Genomic DNA, 16862 nt, shown 5'->3' on the forward strand with positions numbered 1-16862 from the left:
CTGAGCGACCGCCACCAAACAGTTGCAAATGATTCTAAATAGCTAGCGCGCACTATGACAGCGCCACACACCTAGGCAGTTGATCCAGCCCAATAAAAAGCGCTCAGCCTCCACCTCAATGCGCCAGCCAACCGCTGCAGCGGAAAAATAAAACGCCCCGAATACCATCGGTATTCGGGGCGCTTGTTTGCTGCCTGGTGTGACTTAAAAACGGAAATCAGTGCTCAAGGTTAGGGTGCGTGGATCACCCAACAAAGCACGGCGACCTTGCCAGTTGGCTGAGGCGACATATTCCTCATCCGTCAGGTTATCGATGTTCAGACGCACATCCACATTGGCATTCACTTCATAAGAAGCCATCGCTGCAAAGGTGGTGTAACTCGGCACGCGACCAAAGCGGCCATTGGCGACCATACGCTCGGCATCATCCGGACGCCCCAGGTACGACGAGCCGACATGCTGCGCGCCCAGACCGAAGGTCAGCCCGACCGGCAGGCGGTAGGTCGTCCACAGGTTGCCGGAGACTTTTGGCGTAAAGGCCAGCTCGTCGCCATTGGTACGCAGTTCAGTGCCGTAATCCCCAGCATTCGCGCGACGACGTACGTCATCCAGGTAAGCGCTGTGCTTACGTTCGCTGTCCATAAAGACGATGCCGCCAAACACGCTCCAGTTATCGGTGAGTTTGCCCGAAGCGCTCAACTCCAGCCCTTTGACGGCCTGCTCACCATACCCTTTGAGCGTGGCGCTGCCGGTCTGGCCAACATCAAGCCCGGTGATGGCCACATTTTTCTTCACGGTGTAGAACAACGCCGCCGCGGTCGAGAGGCGCTTGTCGAAGAAATCCCACTTGGTGCCGATTTCATAGTTGTGCGCACGCACCGGGTCGGCCCCCTTGATCAGCGCGGGCAGCCCCTGGTCGGCTCGCGAGATATCGGAGTTCGACAGGTAGGAGCCTGGCGGCTGAGTGGAAACGCCATACGCGGTGTAGAGGCTGCCATTCGGCAGTGGCTTGTACACCAGGCCCAGCTTGCCGCCCAGGCTCAACTCGGTGTCATTGAAACCATCGCCCGGCGTAGCGGCACCGCTGCTCAGGTTACGGCTGCTGATGCTGGCCTCGTATTGCTCCAGGCGCAGGCCACCGGTGAGTTGCCACTGCGGGTTGAACTCCAGCGTGTCGTAAACATAAAGAGCGGCAGTATCCACATCCACCTTGGTGCGATCACGCGGAGCCAGTGCTGCCGGCACACTGCGCGACCAGTCCGGGTGAAACACACTGACCAGGCCGGGCAGGGTCTGTGAAGCGAATGCCAGCGACTCGGACTTCTCGTGAGTCAACTCCAGCCCAGTGGACAGGTTGTGGGCAATACCCCAGGTCGAAAACTGGGTGGACAGGTTGGTGATGTTGCTCAGGGACGTGTTGACCCGGTCGTATTGCTGACGCTGCACATTGACCAGCGCGGCATTGGCATTGTTATCGTCATCCAAGACATGGGTAAACCGCGCCTGACGATCCACCCGAGCAAGGCGTGTCTGGTTGCTCACGGTGCTGACGGCACCAAGATCCTGCTCAATACGAAACAGCAATGCATCGCTGGTGGTGTCGTCGAAATCCGACTTTAGGCCGAAGAACGTGTCACGGTCCGCCGACCAAACGGACGGATCATAGGGCGTACCGGCACCCTTGAGTTTGTCGCGCAGCGCCACCCCGGCCACCCCAAGGTCAGGACGATCATTCATCTGTACATGCTCATAGGCGAAGATCGTGCGCGTATCGGTGCCCAAGCCAAACGCTACCGAAGGTGCGATGCCCCAACTGTTCTTCTCGGCATGCTCACGCCCGGCCACACCGCTGTCTTCCAGCAGCAGGTTGAGGCGCACTGCGGTGCTGTCGTTGATCACCTGATTGGTATCGAGGGTCATGCGCTTGCGCGCCTCGGAATCGTATTGGTCGAAGGCATAGCTGATGCCGCCACCGATAAATTCTTCCAAGGTTGGCGTCTTGGTCACGAGGTTGACGTAGCCCCCTGCACCACCCCGGCCGTTATCGGCCGCCGGGCCCTTGGCCACTTCAACCGACTCGACGTTGAAAACGTCGCGGGTGTAGCTGCCGTTGTCGCGCGCACCGTCGATAAAGATGCTGCCGCTGGTGTCGAAACCACGCAGGCTGAAATTGTTGGTGCCACTGGCAAAGCCGTTCTCGCCGGCATTGAAGCTGATACCAGGCGTGTTGCTCAGCACGTCAGTCAGGTTGCGCGCGCCCTGCTCCTTGAACAGCGCTTCAGGGATAACGCTGAAGGTTTGCGGCGTATCCAACAGCGCCGCAGTCTGCTTTGGCGAGGAGGCCTTATCGACCTTGTAGCCGTCGTCCTGCTGACCTTTAACCGTGACGCTGCCCAGCTCAACCGGGGTTTTATCGGCGTCGGCAGCCAAGCTGTGGCTGGCACAGGATGCGATGGCTAAACCGATGGCGCTGGCCAGCAGGCGGCGTTGCGGGAGACTTCTGCGCTTTTTATCGTAGTTGTTCATGAGAATCGCTCAGGCTTTAAAATCTGGCGCAATTCTAATTAGTAAGCACTCTCAATCAATCTTTACATCTCGTTTACAGCAACTCGTTTGTAACAAAATTGTTACGGCGAAACGCCCAGAGCTGCAGCCCACACGCCTGCAATAACGACAGGCACCTGACGGATCAGAGGCAGAAGATTGCGGGCACAAAAAAGGCACGAGGGTGAGCCCGTGCCTTTTTGCGTAGCGTTTAGCCTGCGTATTACAGGTAGAACGACTTCAGCGGCGGGAAGCCATTGAACTCCACCGCGCTGTAGCTGGTGGTGTAGGCGCCAGTGGACAGCCAGTAGACACGGTCACCGATGGCCAGATTGAGCGGCAGGCCGTACTTGTAGTTCTCGTACATGATGTCAGCGCTGTCGCAGGTCGGCCCCGCGATGACAACCTCTTCCATCTCGCCCTTCTTCTCGGTGTAGAGCGGGAACTTGATCGCCTCGCCCATGGTTTCGATCAGGCCACTGAACATGCCCACATCGACATACACCCAGCGTTCGACCGCGGTACGCGACTTGCGCGCCACCAGCACCACTTCGCTGACCAGAATGCCCGCGTTGGCGATCAGCGAGCGGCCCGGTTCAAGGATGATTTCCGGCAGGTCATCGCCGAAGTCTTCCTTGAGGAAACGGATGATTTCCTCGGCATAGGTTTCCAGGCTGTTGGTACGGGTGATGTAGTTGGCAGGGAAGCCGCCGCCCATGTTGATCAGCTTGAGCTCAATGCCGTCTTCTTCTTTAAGACGCTCGAAGATCACCTTTACCTTGGCAATCGCCGCGTCCCACACCGAGATGTCGCGCTGCTGCGAGCCAACGTGGAACGACAAGCCGTAAGGCACCAGACCGAGGTCACGGGCGAGGATCAGCAGGTCCATGGCCATGTCAGTCTGGCAGCCGAACTTGCGCGACAGCGGCCAATCGGCAGTGGTCGAGCCTTCGGTGAGGATGCGCACATAGACTTTCGCACCCGGCGCAGCCTTGGCGATATTGCGCAGGTCGGCTTCCGAGTCGGTGGCGAACAGGCGCACGCCCTTCTCATAGAAGTAGCGGATGTCCTTGGATTTCTTGATGGTGTTGCCGTAGCTGATGCGATCCGGGCTGACGCCACGTCCCATGACCTTGTCCAGCTCGTAGATCGAGGCGATATCGAAGCTGGAGCCTTTTTCCTTGAGCAAGTCGATGATCTCGACCGCCGGGTTGGCCTTGACTGCGTAATACACCTTGGCGAATTCGAAACCAGCGCGCAGGTCATCGTAAGCCTGGCTGATGATCGCGGTATCGATGACCACGAACGGGGTTTCCTGAGTATCGGCAAACGCCTTCATGCGCTGAAACGTAGCGGGTGCGTAATAGTCTTCGACCTTGATCGGCATGCGGAACTCCAGTTGGCTGAACCCGTTAACACAGTTTTAGTCAGGCAAACGCTGCGTACGCAGTCCGTTGCCCACCATTTAGGGAGACCTGGCGGCTAACCCGCACAGGTAGAACGTCTGATCAGTTTCCCCACTTTGGTTCGCCTACTTCCCAAGGCATGTCGCCGAGAACCCTGTGGGCCTCTCGTCGTCAGTACTTGAGCCGGATGGATCGTTGCCAGCATGGACGTTCGGCGCGAACTTTAGGGCCATGGGGGGCTGAGATCAATCAAAAATGCCGTGCTTTTGCTCCTCTTTGTCGCCTTATTGATTGAACGTTTTATATTCAAAACAAAACGCCATGAAATGCTGCACAACGCGCGAAAAAACCCAGGTTTTGCGCACTGACTACAGGTCGCCGCGCTGACCGACGTTTACCGTTATAATCGCCGCCTTTTTTGACAGACCGACTATTCAGTCGACGGGTTCCCGCACAATGACCATCCAGGCCACCGAAGTCGGCAAACGCCGTACATTCGCCATCATTTCCCACCCAGACGCCGGTAAAACCACCATTACCGAGAAGCTGCTGCTGATGGGCAAGGCAATCGCCGTGGCCGGTACGGTTAAGTCGCGTAAGTCCGACCGCCATGCCACCTCCGACTGGATGGAGATGGAGAAGCAGCGCGGCATCTCCATCACCACCTCGGTGATGCAGTTCCCGTATCGCGAGCACATGATCAACCTGCTCGACACCCCCGGCCACGAAGACTTCTCGGAAGACACCTACCGCACCCTGACCGCCGTGGACAGCGCGCTGATGGTGCTCGACGGCGGTAAAGGCGTTGAGCCACGCACCATCGCCTTGATGGATGTCTGCCGCTTGCGCGACACGCCGATCGTCAGCTTTATCAACAAGCTCGACCGCGACATCCGCGACCCGATCGAACTGCTCGACGAGATCGAAGCCGTCCTGAAAATTAAAGCCGCGCCGATCACCTGGCCGATTGGCTGCTACCGCGACTTCAAGGGTGTGTACCACCTGGCCGACGACTACATCATTGTCTACACCCCGGGCCACGGCCACGAGCGCACCGAAACCAAGATCATCCAGCACCTCGACTCCGATGAGGCCCGCGCCCACCTGGGCGACGAGTACGAGCGTTTTGTCGAGCAGCTGGAACTGGTGCAGGGTGCTTGCCACGAGTTCGACCAGCAGGAGTTCCTCGACGGCCAACTGACCCCGGTGTTCTTCGGCACCGCACTGGGCAACTTCGGCGTCGACCATGTACTCGACGCGGTAGTCGATTGGGCGCCCAAGCCGCTCGCCCGCATCGCCAACGAGCGCACCGTGGAGCCGGTGGAAGAAAAGTTCAGCGGCTTCGTGTTCAAGATCCAGGCGAACATGGACCCCAAGCACCGCGACCGCATCGCCTTTATGCGTATCTGCTCGGGCAAATACAGCCAGGGTATGAAGATGCGTCATGTGCGTACCGGTAAGGATGTGCGCATCGGTGACGCCCTGACCTTCTTCTCCAGCGAGCGCGAGATGCTGGTCGAGGCCTACGCTGGCGACATCATCGGCCTGCACAACCACGGCACCATCCAGATCGGCGACACCTTCACCGAGGGCGAAGCGCTAGGCTTCACCGGTATCCCGCACTTCGCACCGGAACTGTTCCGCCGCGTGCGTCTGAAGGACCCGCTGAAATCCAAACAACTGCGCCAGGGCTTGCAGCAGCTGGCGGAGGAAGGCGCAACGCAGGTGTTCTTCCCCGAGCGCAGCAACGACATCATCCTCGGCGCGGTCGGTGTGCTGCAGTTCGACGTGGTCGCCAGCCGCCTGAAAGAGGAATACAAGGTCGAGTGTGCCTATGAGCCGATCACGGTCTGGTCGGCGCGCTGGATCGACTGCAGCGATAAGAAGAAGCTCGAAGATTTCTCCAACAAGGCGGTGGAAAACCTCGCCCTGGATGGCGGCGGCCACCTCACCTACCTGGCCCCGACGCGGGTCAACCTGAGCCTGATGGAAGAGCGCTGGCCGGACGTGAAATTCCGCGCTACCCGCGAACATCACTAAGCCATCCACCCTCTCCCCAACCCTCTCCCGCCAGCGGGAGAGGGAGCCGAACGCAGCAGGTTGTAGATACGCTAGCGCCGCCTCGATCACTGGCTGAATTACTAATCCAACAAGCTACGCGGTCAACTCCCCTCGCCCGCTTGCGGGAGAGGGGCTGGGGGAGAAGGCCGCTTGTGCTCCACCCATAAGCGCAACCGCTCCAGCACCGCATCTGTTTGCAGCAGCACCTCATGATTCCAGAAACGCAAAACTTCAAAGCCCTGCGTCCTTAGCCAGCCATCACGCTGCTCGTCATAGGCCGTCTGCTCTGCATGCTGACTACCATCCAGCTCAATGACCAGGCCTATCTCCAGGCACACGAAATCCACGATGTAACGGCCCAACGGCTTCTGCCGCTTGAACTTAAGCCCCATGCAATGATGGGCGCGCAGCTGATACCAAAGACACCGTTCTGCCTCGGTCATCTCACGCCGCAGCGTTCTGGCACGCTCCCTCATCTGCCCGTCCATAAGCTACCCTGCTCCCTGCAAAGCCCACTATTTGAACAAACCCTAGCCCATGCACCTGATCGACACCCACACCCACCTGGATTTCCCCGACTTCAATGCGGATCGCAGCGAGCTACTGACGCGCTGCCGCAGCCGTGGCATTGAACGGTTGGTGGTGCTGGGTGTGCATCAGGCCAACTGGCAGCGAGTGTTGGATCTGGTGCAAGCCGAAGACAGCCTGTACGCGGCGTTCGGCCTGCACCCGGTGTACCTGGATGAACACCAGCCAGAACACCTGAGCGAACTGCGTGACTGGCTGACTCGCTGCGCCGGCCACCCGAAGCTTTGCGCCGTGGGCGAGTTCGGTTTGGACTATTTTCTCGAACAGCTGGACCGCGAACGGCAGCAACAGCTGTTCGAAGCGCAGCTCAAACTCGCCAGCGAATTCGAGCTGCCCGCCCTGCTCCACGTACGCCGCGCCCATGCCGCGACGATCGCCACGCTGAAGCGCCTTAAGCCAGCGCGTGGCGGCATCATCCATGCCTTTGCCGGCAGCACTGAAGAAGCAAGGGAATACCTCAAGCTCGGTTTCAAACTCGGCCTCGGCGGCGCCCCCACCTGGCCGCAGGCACTGCGTCTGCGCAAGGTGGTGGCGCAATTGCCGCTGGAGGCCATCGTGCTGGAAACCGACTCACCCGACATGGCGCCGTCCATGCACCCTAACCAGCGCAATAGCCCGGACTACCTGCCGGACATCTGCGCGGCCCTGGCCGAGCTACGCGGCATCAGTGCCGAAGAGCTGGCCAGCGCCAGCAGCCGCAATGCCGCCGCATTGTTTTGCTGGGACTGACCTGGGGCGAAACCCACCGTCGCGGGCTTATGCCGCCGCCTCAACCAGAGGCTGAGTGTCCGCACGTTTCAACAGGGCATAGCTCACCCCAGTCAGCAGACTGCCCGCAACAATGGCTAACAGGTACAACAGCGCATGGTTAATCGCGTTGGGGATCAACAACACAAACAGACCACCATGCGGGGCCATCAACTTACAGCCGAAATACATCGACAGAGCACCGGTCAGTGCCCCTCCAGCAATGCTCGCTGGAATCACCCGTAACGGGTCCTTGGCGGCAAACGGAATCGCCCCTTCGGAGATAAAACACAGCCCCAACACACCAGCGGCCTTGCCTGCCTGGCGCTCGCTTTGCGCGAACTTGTGCCGCGCTAGCACGGTGGCAATCGCCATGCCGATGGGGGGCACCATACCGCCGGCCATGGCCGCTGCCATGGGGGCGTAGCTCTGTGAGGCCAGCAAGCCAACCGAGAAGGCATAAGCAGCCTTGTTGATCGGCCCACCGAGGTCCACGCACATCATGCCGCCAAGCAACAGCCCCAGCAGCACCGCATTGGACGTGCCCATGGTGTCGAGAAACACGGTCAGCGCGGCGAGCATGCCGGCAACCGGTTTGCCGACCACAAAGATCATCACCAACCCCGTAAACAGGCTGGCCAGCAGCGGGATGATCAGAATGGGTTTGAGCGCTTCAATGCTGGTCGGCAACTTGACCCAACGCGCCAACGCCTTGGCCGAATAGCCCGCCAAAAAGCCGGCCACGATGCCACCGAGAAAGCCTGCGCCCAAGGAGCTGGCCAACAGCCCGCCAATCATCCCAGGAGCCAGCCCCGGCCGGTCGGCAATCGAATAGGCAATGTAACCCGCCAGCAACGGCACCATCAGCTTGAATGCTGCATCCCCGCCAATCTGCATCAGCGCGGCGGCCAGCGAACCTTCCTGCTTGAACGCCTCGATGCCAAAGACAAATGACAGGGCGATCAACAAACCACCAGCCACCACCATCGGCAGCATGTAGGACACACCCGTGAGCAGGTGCTTGTAGGGACCATTTTTCTCGCTGGGGGAAGGGCTCGCGCTAGCCTCTGACGGTTCGCCCGTCAGAGGGCGGGCTTCAGCAAAAGCACGCTCCAGCGTTTGTTGTGGCTGTTTGAGCGCCACACCCGTGCCGCAGCGGTACACTTTCTTGCCGGCGAAACGGGCAGTGTCCACCTCGATATCGGTCGCCAGTAGAACGGCGTCAGCGGCAGCAATGGTGGCATCATCCAGCAGGTTGCGTGCACCGACAGAGCCGCGGGTCTCCACCTGCAGCACGATGCCCATGCGCGCAGCCGCCTGTTGCAAGGCTTCGGCTGCCATAAACGTGTGTGCCACACCAGTGGGGCAGGCGGTGACGGCAACCAAGCGTCGCACGCTGCTGGCAACCGCAGCCTCTTCGACATAGGGCTCCGCGCGTTCAGCCGCCTCTCGTAGGAAGCGTTGCGGGTCAGCCAAGGCATCAGCTGGCGTGGACTGCACCAGGCGCTTACCAACAAAACGGCTCAGCGACAGCTCGCCGGTTTTCACCACCAGTACCAGGTCGGCCGCGGTGATATCCGCCGCGCTCAATGGCGAGCCGATAGCCCGCGCATCCTGAACCTCAACCTTGGCCTTCCAACCCAGGCGTTCGGCGGCGGCCTGCAGCAGCCGCGAGCACAACACGCTGGTGACCTGGCCATTGGGGCAGGCGGTAATGATCAGCAGATTCATGGTCAATGCCTCTTATTCTTACAAGGGCTGTAGCCGCACAGCGGCTTCTAAGCGGGCTAATTGTTCGCGGTCATGGATGCCAAAGCCGATCTGCGTCACCGCCTGCGCAGCCACCGCCGTCGCCATACGCAAGGTGCGTTCAGCCGGCCAGCCTTGCAGCAGGCCGTGCAAGCTGGCGGCCAACAGCGAATCGCCAGCACCGACTGTGCTAACGACCTCGACGCGAGGCGGTATGGCGCGCAAGGCAATGCCGGGGCCATGCCAGTCGACACCGGCACTGCCCCGCGACAGCACAACATGCTCGATGCCTTGCCCGCGCAATTTACGCACAGCCGCCGAGAGGTCGCTGCCGCAGACCTCGCTGAGCTCCTCTTCGTTGGGTTTGATCATCCAGGGCGCAATGGGCAACGCGGCCTGCAACGCCGCGCCACTGCTGTCGAGCACCAGCGGCACGCCACTGGCTTTGAGCCGATGCACTAACGCGGCAAACCACGCTGTGCTCACGCCGCGCGGCAGGCTACCGGCCACCACAATCGCATCGTGCCCCGCCACCAGCGGTATCAGGTTATCGAGCAGGCTCTGCAGGTGCTCGTCCTCGACCTGCAAACCAGGACCGTTTAGGTCGGTAATCCGCCCATCGGCCTCAGCCAGTTTGATATTGCTGCGGGTCTCGCCCGGCACGCGGATAAAGGCATCGGCAAAACCACGGGCCTGCATCAAATTTTCAAATGGCTGCGCATTGTCGCTGCCAAGAAAACCGCTGACCGTCAGGTGATGGCCCAGATCAGCAAGTACCTGGGCGACATTCAGCCCCTTGCCAGCGGCGTGACGCGTGAGGCCCAGGCTGCGATTGACCGCACCGGGGATCAGCTTGTCGAGGCTAACCGTGAGATCCAGCGCCGGGTTCAGGGTCAGGGTCAGGATACGGGCCATCAGTGCATCCCCGCGATCAGGGCACGCACAGCCGCAGCGCTATCGAGTGTCAACGCTTGCTCAGCCAGGGTGCGTGCGGCGCTCATCGTCAATTCGCGCACGCGCGCCTTGACCAGGGCAATCGAGCGCGGTGACACACTCAGCTCATCCACCCCCAAGCCAACCAGCAGCGGCACCGCCAAACGATCACTGGCCAGCTCGCCGCACACGCCGACCCACTTACCGTGGGCATGCGCGGCGTCGACCGTCATGCTGATCAGTCGCAACACCGCTGGATGCAAGCCGTCAGCCTGTGCCGAGAGGGTCGGATGGCCACGGTCGATGGCCAGGCAATACTGAGTCAGGTCGTTAGTGCCGATGCTGAAGAAGTCCACTTCCCGCGCCAACACCGGAGCCATCAGCGCAGCCGAGGGCACTTCGATCATGATCCCGAGTTGCAGGTCTGCCACGGGAATTTCTTCGCGTAGACGCTGTGCCATATCGCGCGCCACACGCCACTCTTCAACCGTGCTGACCATGGGAAACATGATCCGTAGTGCACGCCCATCGGCCGAGGCCAGCAAAGCGCGCAGCTGGGTTTCCAGAATGTCCGGGCGTTGCAGGCTAAGGCGAATGCCGCGTACGCCAAGGAAGGGGTTTTCTTCACTCGGCATCGGCCAGTAGGGCAACGGTTTGTCGCCGCCGACATCCAGGGTGCGCACCACCAGCGGTCGTCCGCCCAGGGCATCCAGCACACGCCGGTATTCGCGCTCTTGCGCCGCCTGGCTCGGGGCTTGGGCGTGCTCCATAAACACCAGTTCAGTGCGCAACAGGCCGACCGCCTCGGCACCCAGCGCCACGGCTTCGGCGGTTTCGCCACTGGCACCAATATTTGCGGCCACCTCAATCTGTACACCATCACGGGTGATGGCCGGGTGCAGGCGCTCGGCATGGGCCTGCTGCTGGCGCAGTTGTGCCGCCTCGCGCTCATGCAGGGCCTGCTGCTGGGTATCTTGATCAGGTGCTACGCGCAGCAACCCGCTGTCGCCATCCAGCAACAACAAGGTGTTCTGCGCCAGCGCCAGCACCGCCTCACCGGCACCGACCAGCGCAGGAATACCCAAGGCGCGAGCAATGATCGCACTGTGCGCAGTGGCCCCGCCGCGCGCGGTGAGAATACCGGCTACACGCTGCCGATCGAGACCGGCGACATCCGAGGGCGCCACTTCATCCATCACCAGGATGTAGGGTTCGCGCGGCTCGTCAGGCAAAGTAACGCCGCATAACTGCGCCAGCACACGCCGGCCGATGTCGCGCAAATCCGCCGCGCGCTCGGCCAGCAGCGCGTCGTGCAACGCCTCCTGACGCTGCGCAGCAGCATCGATTTCGTGTTGCCAGGCCGCTTCGGCGCTGGCCCCGGCGAGGAGCCGAGCCTCAACATCATCAATCAGCGCGGGATCATCGAGCATCGCCAGGTGAGCGCTGAATATTTCCCGAATACTGGCCACACCGGCACCGTCGACCAGGCGCTGAACCTGCCCGGCGACCACCGCACGCGCCGCTTGTAGACGCTGCCGCTCGGCATCAACACCCTTGCCGTGCTCGGCATATTCAAAGCGCGGAAAGATCCGCACCAGCGCCGGGCCGATGGCGATGCCGGGCGATGCCGCCACCGCCATCAACTGACTGCCCGCGGGCGGCGCCATTGGCACGTGCGCAGCCGCCGGCAACAGCGCCGCGCCCTGCTCGGCCAGCAACGGTTCCACTGCCTCGCCCAAACCGCTTTCCAGCGCCGCTTGCAGGGCGGGCAAGGCATCGGCGGCAATACTCGGCTCGGCGCTGAAGTGCAGCATCTGCCCACGCCGCGCACCCAGCGACAGCAAACGACTGAGGCTTTTCACCGACACCCCAGCCCCTTCATCGCCGCTCAGCCGGACACGCAACTCGCCACCAAAACGCTGCGCCAGCTCGCTGAGCACCTTGGCCGGGCGCGCATGCAAACCATGGGCATTGAGCAGCGGCAGAGTCAAACTCGGCCAGTCCGGGGCGACTTCGCCGCCCAGCGCCTCGATCACCCGGCGACTGTCATTGGCTTCACTCAGCTCGGCAGCGCGGCCGCCGATCAGCACATCACACAACCTCTCCAGGGCCTGACGGTGCGCCTCGCCCTGGCTGGCCAGGCAAAACAGCCCTTTCAGCACCTCGCCGCGAAACTGCAGGGGCTGCGCCGGGGTGACAAATGCCAAACCGGGGCGCAGTACGCTCTGTTCACTGTGCAGCCACCACAGCCCTTCACCCAGGGGCAGCGGCTCGCTGCGCGCTAAGCCCAGGGCAAAGCCGCTGCTGGCACACTCGGCCTGGCGCAGCAGCCGCGCGCCTTGCCACAGCAGCTCGTCAAAGTCCTCTATTTGTAGCCCCAACCCGACCAACTGACCGTCGAGTGCCAGCGCCTGTGGCGCACCTTGCAGCAGTTCGACGAGCTGCTCGGGCTCGCGCGCTTGACGCAGCGCCTGACTGAGATCGCCCTCCCCCAGCGCGCGAGTGAGTAATTGCAGCAGGTGCAAATGCTCATCGGACTGCGCAGCAATGCCGATAGCCAGGTACACCTGCTGACCATTCCCCCAGTCGACACCCTCGGGAAACTGGATCAACCGCACCCCGGTACGCAGAACGTGATCGCGGGTTTGCGGCGTGCCATGCGGGATCGCCACGCCCTGCCCAAGAAAAGTCGAACCCTGCGCCTCACGAGCCTGCAAACCTTGCAGATACGCGGCAGTGGCCAGCCCACCCTCGACCAGCGCCTCGCTCAGCATGGCCAGTGCCTGCGCCTTATCCGCCGCATGGCAGCCCATTTGGATCTGGCTGGCATCAAGTTCGAGCATGGGTATTCCTCTGGCTATCCGGTTTGACAAGGTGTCGCGGCTGGCTTGAAATCTGCCTGGTGAACAACATTGCTGAAACGATTCATCAAGCAGTGGCACCTTAGCTGATTATGGGTAATCCTTGAAGCCCGACACGGATAACAGCACAGTGGCCAGCGCCCGCAGCCGACACCCCGCGCGGCCCTGTATTCCAGCCCGGATATCCCTCAGTGAAAGAGTGCTACGCCCGTGAAACTCAGTGACATCGCCAGGCTGGCAGCGGTCTCGGTAACCACCGCCAGCTATGTGATCAATGGCCAAGCTGCTCAGCGGCGGATCAGTCCCACAACCGTAGAACGGGTGCAGGCGGTGGTCGAGCAATACGGCTATCGTCCCGACCAGCAGGCCGCGGGGCTGCGCCGTGGCGACAGCCGTTGTTTGGGCTTTATCCTCCCGGACCTGGAAAACCCCAGCTACGCCCGCCTGGCCAAGCTGCTGGAACAGAAGGCCCGCGCCGCCGGGTATCAGTTGCTGATTGCCAGCTCTGATGACAACCCGAACAGCGAGCGGCAGTTGATCAGCTTGTTTCGTTCACGCCGCTGTGCGGCGCTGATCGTCGCCAGTTGCCTGCCACAGGACGACCCGCTCTACCCCAAGCTGGTCAGCGACGGCTTGCCGATCATTGCAGTGGACCGGGCACTTAACCCCGGCCACATTCGTTCGGTGATCAGTGATGATGAAGCGGCTGGCCAGCAGTTGACGCACAGCCTGCTGACGCCCAAGCCCCGGCATATCGCCCTGCTTGGCGCACGCCCGGAACTGGTGATCAGCCAGGCACGCGAACGTGGTTTCCACAAGGCCTTGGCGGATTTCGACGGGCGCGTCAGCGTTTATCACAGCGAGCACTTCAGCCGTGACAGTGGCTACCAGCAGATGCACGATCTGATTGCTGCAGACGGGCCGCCGGATGCACTGATCACCACCGCGTATGTCTTGCTTGAGGGCGTGCTGGACGCGATTCATCAGCAGCCCGATGCCGCCTGGTCGGCACTGCGCCTGGCCACATTCGGCGACACCCGGTTACTCGACTTTCTGCCGATGCGGGTCAACACCACCAGCCAGCAACATGAGCAGATCGCCGAACGGGTGATGGCCTGGGCGCTGCAAGCCGTAGAGCAGGCTGACTATCAACCGGGCATTGAAGCCATCAGCCGCCGCTTCAGAGCGCGCATATAGCGCATACGCAGGGCTGCCGCCGGGCACGCGGCCCGACTACGTGACGCAACTGGTCAATAAACAACCAGCGCCCTGCAGAGCGCAAGCAGCTTGACCAAGCGCCAGGGCCGCACACCTTATCCACAGTGTTTTGCACCATTACTGTGGGCTAAACGATTGATCTTTAATGCATTTATATACAACGCCCCTGCAGCTCACCCGCAAGGGCTTCAGTGGCTGATCATCCACGGCCGGGCGCTGGGTTTGGTCTTTAGCGCATGGGGGTTGGCCTTAGTTGGCGCCAGCGGTTTATTTGGGGTGCAGCAACCACAACCTTTCGGGTGCTTACGGCTCTGCGCATATTCTTCAACCGTTTGTGGCGCATGGGCACTGCGTTCGTTGGCCGCAATGGCACGGCGCTGGCTGCCGGACATGGTGGCCAGGCTCGGCGCGCTGAGAATCACCCGCGCGCTGGCCCCGCCACACCAGGGGCAGCTGCAGGGCTGGTCGCGCTCGGCCATCGGCCGCAGCTGGGTGAAATCACCGCAATCGGTGCAGTCGTATTCGTAAATCGGCATAACGGCGTTCCTCTTCATCATGGCTAAGCAACCGCCCTCTCCCGTATTCGGGAGAGGGGTCGTCGGGTTACTTGTCCGGGGCGATGGGCAGGTCGATGCTGCCATCGAGGAACTTGGTCGGGCCGTTGGCGTTGGGGTTGATATCAAACTCGAAGATCTCCGTCGGCAACCACAGGGTTGCGCAAGCGTTGGGCACATCGACGATACCGCTGATATGCCCCTGCACCGGCGCCGAACCCAACAGCGCATAACCCTGGGCCGGCGAGTAACCGAACTTGGTCAGGTAATTGATGGCATTCAGGCAGGCCTGCTTGTAGGCGATGTTGACGTCCAGGTAATGCTGCTTGCCGGCCTCGTCCACCGAGATACCTTCGAAGATCAGGTAGTTCTTGTAGTTGGGGGTGATCGGGCTCGGTTTGAACACCGGGTTCTTGATGCCGTACTTGGCCATGCCACCCTTGATCAGCTCGACCTTCATGTGCACCCAGCCGGCCATCTCGATGGCGCCGCAGAAGGTGATCTCGCCATCACCCTGGCTGAAGTGCAGGTCACCCACCGACAGCCCGGCGCCATTCACATACACCGGGAAGAAGATCTTCGAGCCGCGGGACAAATCCTTGATGTCGCAGTTACCGCCATGCTCGCGCGGCGGCACGGTGCGTGCGCCGGTTAGTGCTGCCAGGTCGCGGGCCTCGCCCTTCATCTTGCCCATGTGCGCGGTGGGCGCCATCGGCGGGTTGGCCAAGGCCGGCACGCGGTGCGGGTCGGTGTCGATCAGTTCCTGCTCGCGCTTGTTCCAGTCGGCGAGCATCTTGTGGTCCGGCAGGCAGCCAATCAGCCCGGGGTGAATCAACCCGGCGAAGTTAACCCCGGGAATGTGCCGGCTGCTGGTGAACATGCCCTTGAAATCCCAGATGGCCTTCTGCGCCATCGGGAAGTGGTCGGTAAGGAAACCACCGCCGTTCTGCCGCGAGAAGAAGCCGTTGAAGCCCCACTGCGAATCAGCCATGGCGCCGATATCGAGCAGGTCGACCACTAGCAGATCGCCCGGCTCGGCGCCGTGTACGCCGACAGGGCCGGACAGGTAGTGCACAGTAGACAAATCCACGTCGCGCACATCGCTGGCGTCGTCGTTGTTCTTGATCGCACCGGCGGTCCAGTCATAGGTTTCGAGGATGAAATCGTCACCCGGCTTGACCCAGCAGGCCATCGGAATATCCGGATGCCAGCGGTTGTGGATCTGCTCGTTTTCGGTGGCGGGCTGGTTGAGGTCGACCTTGATCAGCGTTTCGGTCATGACAAAGCTCCTGGGACCATTGTTGAGGACTTGGCGCTACGGCGCCGGGGTACGGAGCTAGTCTTCAACGCGCGAAGAAATCGGCAAATACGTCGGATGACGTATGCCCTGCATCAGCATTCATAAGGCCTGCAGGATTTTTTCGCGGACGCGAAAAAGCGGCCAGCGCATGGAGAACACGCCAGCCGCAAAGCTTGAAACTTGACCTACTGCGGGTGAGCCATCAGACCGACAGGTAACGGCTGATCGTCGCCTCGTCGACCTTGTCGCGAGTCTCCTCGACCACAAACTTGCCCTTCTCGATTACCAGGAAGCGGTCGGCGATTTCCATGGTGAACGACAGCACCTGCTCGGAGACCACGATGGTCAGGTCGCGCAGGTTGCGAATCTCCTTCAGGGTGCGAGCGATGTCCTTGATGATCGACGGTTGGATGCCCTCGGTCGGCTCATCCAGCAGCAGCACCTTGGGGTTGGTGGCCAGCGCGCGGGCGATGGCCAGCTGCTGCTGCTGACCGCCAGAAAGGTTGCCTCCTTTGCGATGGCGCATCTCCTGTAGTACCGGGAACAGCGCATACAAATCGTCCGGCACCTTGCCCTTGGCGGAGGCTGGCAAACCCGTCTGGATATTTTCCAGCACGGTCATGCTGGGGAAGATCATCCGGCCCTGAGGCACGTAGGCGATGCCGCTTTCGACTCGCTGGTGTGTCTCCAGCTTGGAAATGTCGCAGCCATCCACACTGATCTGCCCGCCCCATTGCGGCAGCACGCCCATCAGGCTTTTGAACAGGGTGGTCTTGCCCATACCGTTACGGCCCATGACCGCGACAATCTCGCGCTTGGCCACATTCAGATTGAGGTCATGGAGGATCTGGCTCTGGCCGTAGCCGGAAGCGAGGTTGCTGATCTGGAACATGGAAAACTC

At 61.3% G+C, this 16862-nt stretch carries 12 protein-coding genes; 3 read left to right on the forward strand and 9 right to left on the reverse strand.

The window, feature by feature from the left end; translation table 11 throughout:
- Nucleotides 1-204 precede the first annotated feature (204 nt).
- On the reverse strand, nt 205-2526 hold the full coding sequence (locus BLO50_RS04890) for a TonB-dependent receptor (RefSeq protein ID WP_090249247.1): 2322 nt from the start codon (nt 2524-2526) through the stop codon (nt 205-207).
- 241 nt (nt 2527-2767) lie between these two features.
- Entirely contained in the window at nt 2768-3931 is a 1164-nt protein-coding gene (locus BLO50_RS04895) for a type III PLP-dependent enzyme (protein WP_090249249.1), read from the reverse strand.
- A 475-nt stretch (nt 3932-4406) separates the two neighbouring features.
- Here BLO50_RS04895 and BLO50_RS04900 point away from each other — a divergent pair, with 475 nt between their 5' ends.
- Nucleotides 4407-5990, forward strand: coding sequence for a peptide chain release factor 3 (locus tag BLO50_RS04900; protein ID WP_090249251.1), 1584 nt, complete (start codon nt 4407-4409; stop codon nt 5988-5990).
- Nucleotides 5991-6112: 122 nt separating this feature from the next.
- Here the strand turns inward: BLO50_RS04900 and BLO50_RS04905 are convergent, their stop codons facing one another.
- A complete protein-coding gene (locus BLO50_RS04905; RefSeq protein ID WP_244152837.1) occupies nt 6113-6499 on the reverse strand; it encodes an endonuclease domain-containing protein in 387 nt (128 codons plus the stop codon).
- Between the two features lie 49 nt (nt 6500-6548).
- On the opposite strand from BLO50_RS04905, the gene BLO50_RS04910 reads away from it, so the two are divergent.
- Nucleotides 6549-7328 carry a TatD family hydrolase gene (locus BLO50_RS04910; RefSeq protein ID WP_090249253.1) on the forward strand — a complete coding sequence of 260 codons (780 nt, stop codon included), beginning with the start codon at nt 6549-6551 and terminating at the stop codon, nt 7326-7328.
- A gap of 27 nt (nt 7329-7355) precedes the next feature.
- On the opposite strand, the gene BLO50_RS04915 is transcribed toward BLO50_RS04910, so the two are convergent.
- The 3 genes from BLO50_RS04915 to ptsP are packed head-to-tail and all read right to left on the reverse strand — an operon-like array spanning nt 7356 to nt 12871.
- Nucleotides 7356-9077 (reverse strand): fructose-specific PTS transporter subunit EIIC, encoded by a 1722-nt coding sequence (locus tag BLO50_RS04915; protein ID WP_090249254.1) that lies wholly within the window; start codon nt 9075-9077, stop codon nt 7356-7358.
- An 18-nt stretch (nt 9078-9095) separates the two neighbouring features.
- Nucleotides 9096-10010, reverse strand: coding sequence for a 1-phosphofructokinase (gene pfkB / locus BLO50_RS04920; RefSeq protein ID WP_090249256.1), 915 nt, complete (start codon nt 10008-10010; stop codon nt 9096-9098).
- Entirely contained in the window at nt 10010-12871 is a 2862-nt protein-coding gene (gene ptsP / locus BLO50_RS04925; RefSeq protein ID WP_090249258.1) for a phosphoenolpyruvate--protein phosphotransferase, read from the reverse strand. The genes pfkB and ptsP overlap by 1 nt, the downstream gene beginning before the upstream one ends.
- A gap of 228 nt (nt 12872-13099) precedes the next feature.
- Between ptsP and cra the strand changes: the two genes are divergently transcribed.
- Nucleotides 13100-14086, forward strand: coding sequence for a catabolite repressor/activator (cra, locus tag BLO50_RS04930; protein ID WP_090249261.1), 987 nt, complete (start codon nt 13100-13102; stop codon nt 14084-14086).
- 209 nt (nt 14087-14295) lie between these two features.
- Here cra and BLO50_RS04935 read toward each other — a convergent pair whose 3' ends face one another.
- From BLO50_RS04935 to urtE, 3 genes are all read right to left on the reverse strand, one after another.
- Nucleotides 14296-14643, reverse strand: coding sequence for an FmdB family zinc ribbon protein (locus BLO50_RS04935; RefSeq protein WP_090249263.1), 348 nt, complete (start codon nt 14641-14643; stop codon nt 14296-14298).
- 67 nt (nt 14644-14710) lie between these two features.
- The gene (gene fmdA, locus BLO50_RS04940) at nt 14711-15940 is read right to left on the reverse strand and encodes a formamidase (RefSeq protein WP_090249265.1); all 1230 of its coding nucleotides are present in this window, start codon (nt 15938-15940) and stop codon (nt 14711-14713) included.
- A 223-nt stretch (nt 15941-16163) separates the two neighbouring features.
- On the reverse strand, nt 16164-16853 hold the full coding sequence (gene urtE, locus BLO50_RS04945; protein ID WP_090249267.1) for an urea ABC transporter ATP-binding subunit UrtE: 690 nt from the start codon (nt 16851-16853) through the stop codon (nt 16164-16166).
- Between the last annotated feature and the right edge of the window lie 9 nt (nt 16854-16862).

It is taken from the genome of Pseudomonas peli (assembly GCF_900099645.1).
Lineage (GTDB): Bacteria > Pseudomonadota > Gammaproteobacteria > Pseudomonadales > Pseudomonadaceae > Aquipseudomonas > Aquipseudomonas peli.

Excerpts from the sequence above, each read along its gene's own strand:
- BLO50_RS04890 (WP_090249247.1), bottom strand. The coding sequence starts at position 2,526 with ATGAACAACTACGATAAAAAGCGCAGAAGTCTCCCGCAACGCCGCCTG.
- BLO50_RS04915 (WP_090249254.1), bottom strand. The coding sequence starts at position 9,077 with ATGAATCTGCTGATCATTACCGCCTGCCCCAATGGCCAGGTCACCAGC.
- fmdA (WP_090249265.1), bottom strand. The coding sequence starts at position 15,940 with ATGACCGAAACGCTGATCAAGGTCGACCTCAACCAGCCCGCCACCGAA.
- pfkB (WP_090249256.1), bottom strand. The coding sequence starts at position 10,010 with ATGGCCCGTATCCTGACCCTGACCCTGAACCCGGCGCTGGATCTCACG.
- ptsP (WP_090249258.1), bottom strand. The coding sequence starts at position 12,871 with ATGCTCGAACTTGATGCCAGCCAGATCCAAATGGGCTGCCATGCGGCG.
- BLO50_RS04910 (WP_090249253.1), top strand. The coding sequence starts at position 6,549 with ATGCACCTGATCGACACCCACACCCACCTGGATTTCCCCGACTTCAAT.
- BLO50_RS04935 (WP_090249263.1), bottom strand. The coding sequence starts at position 14,643 with ATGCCGATTTACGAATACGACTGCACCGATTGCGGTGATTTCACCCAG.
- urtE (WP_090249267.1), bottom strand. The coding sequence starts at position 16,853 with ATGTTCCAGATCAGCAACCTCGCTTCCGGCTACGGCCAGAGCCAGATC.
- BLO50_RS04905 (WP_244152837.1), bottom strand. The coding sequence starts at position 6,499 with ATGGACGGGCAGATGAGGGAGCGTGCCAGAACGCTGCGGCGTGAGATG.
- BLO50_RS04895 (WP_090249249.1), bottom strand. The coding sequence starts at position 3,931 with ATGCCGATCAAGGTCGAAGACTATTACGCACCCGCTACGTTTCAGCGC.
- BLO50_RS04900 (WP_090249251.1), top strand. The coding sequence starts at position 4,407 with ATGACCATCCAGGCCACCGAAGTCGGCAAACGCCGTACATTCGCCATC.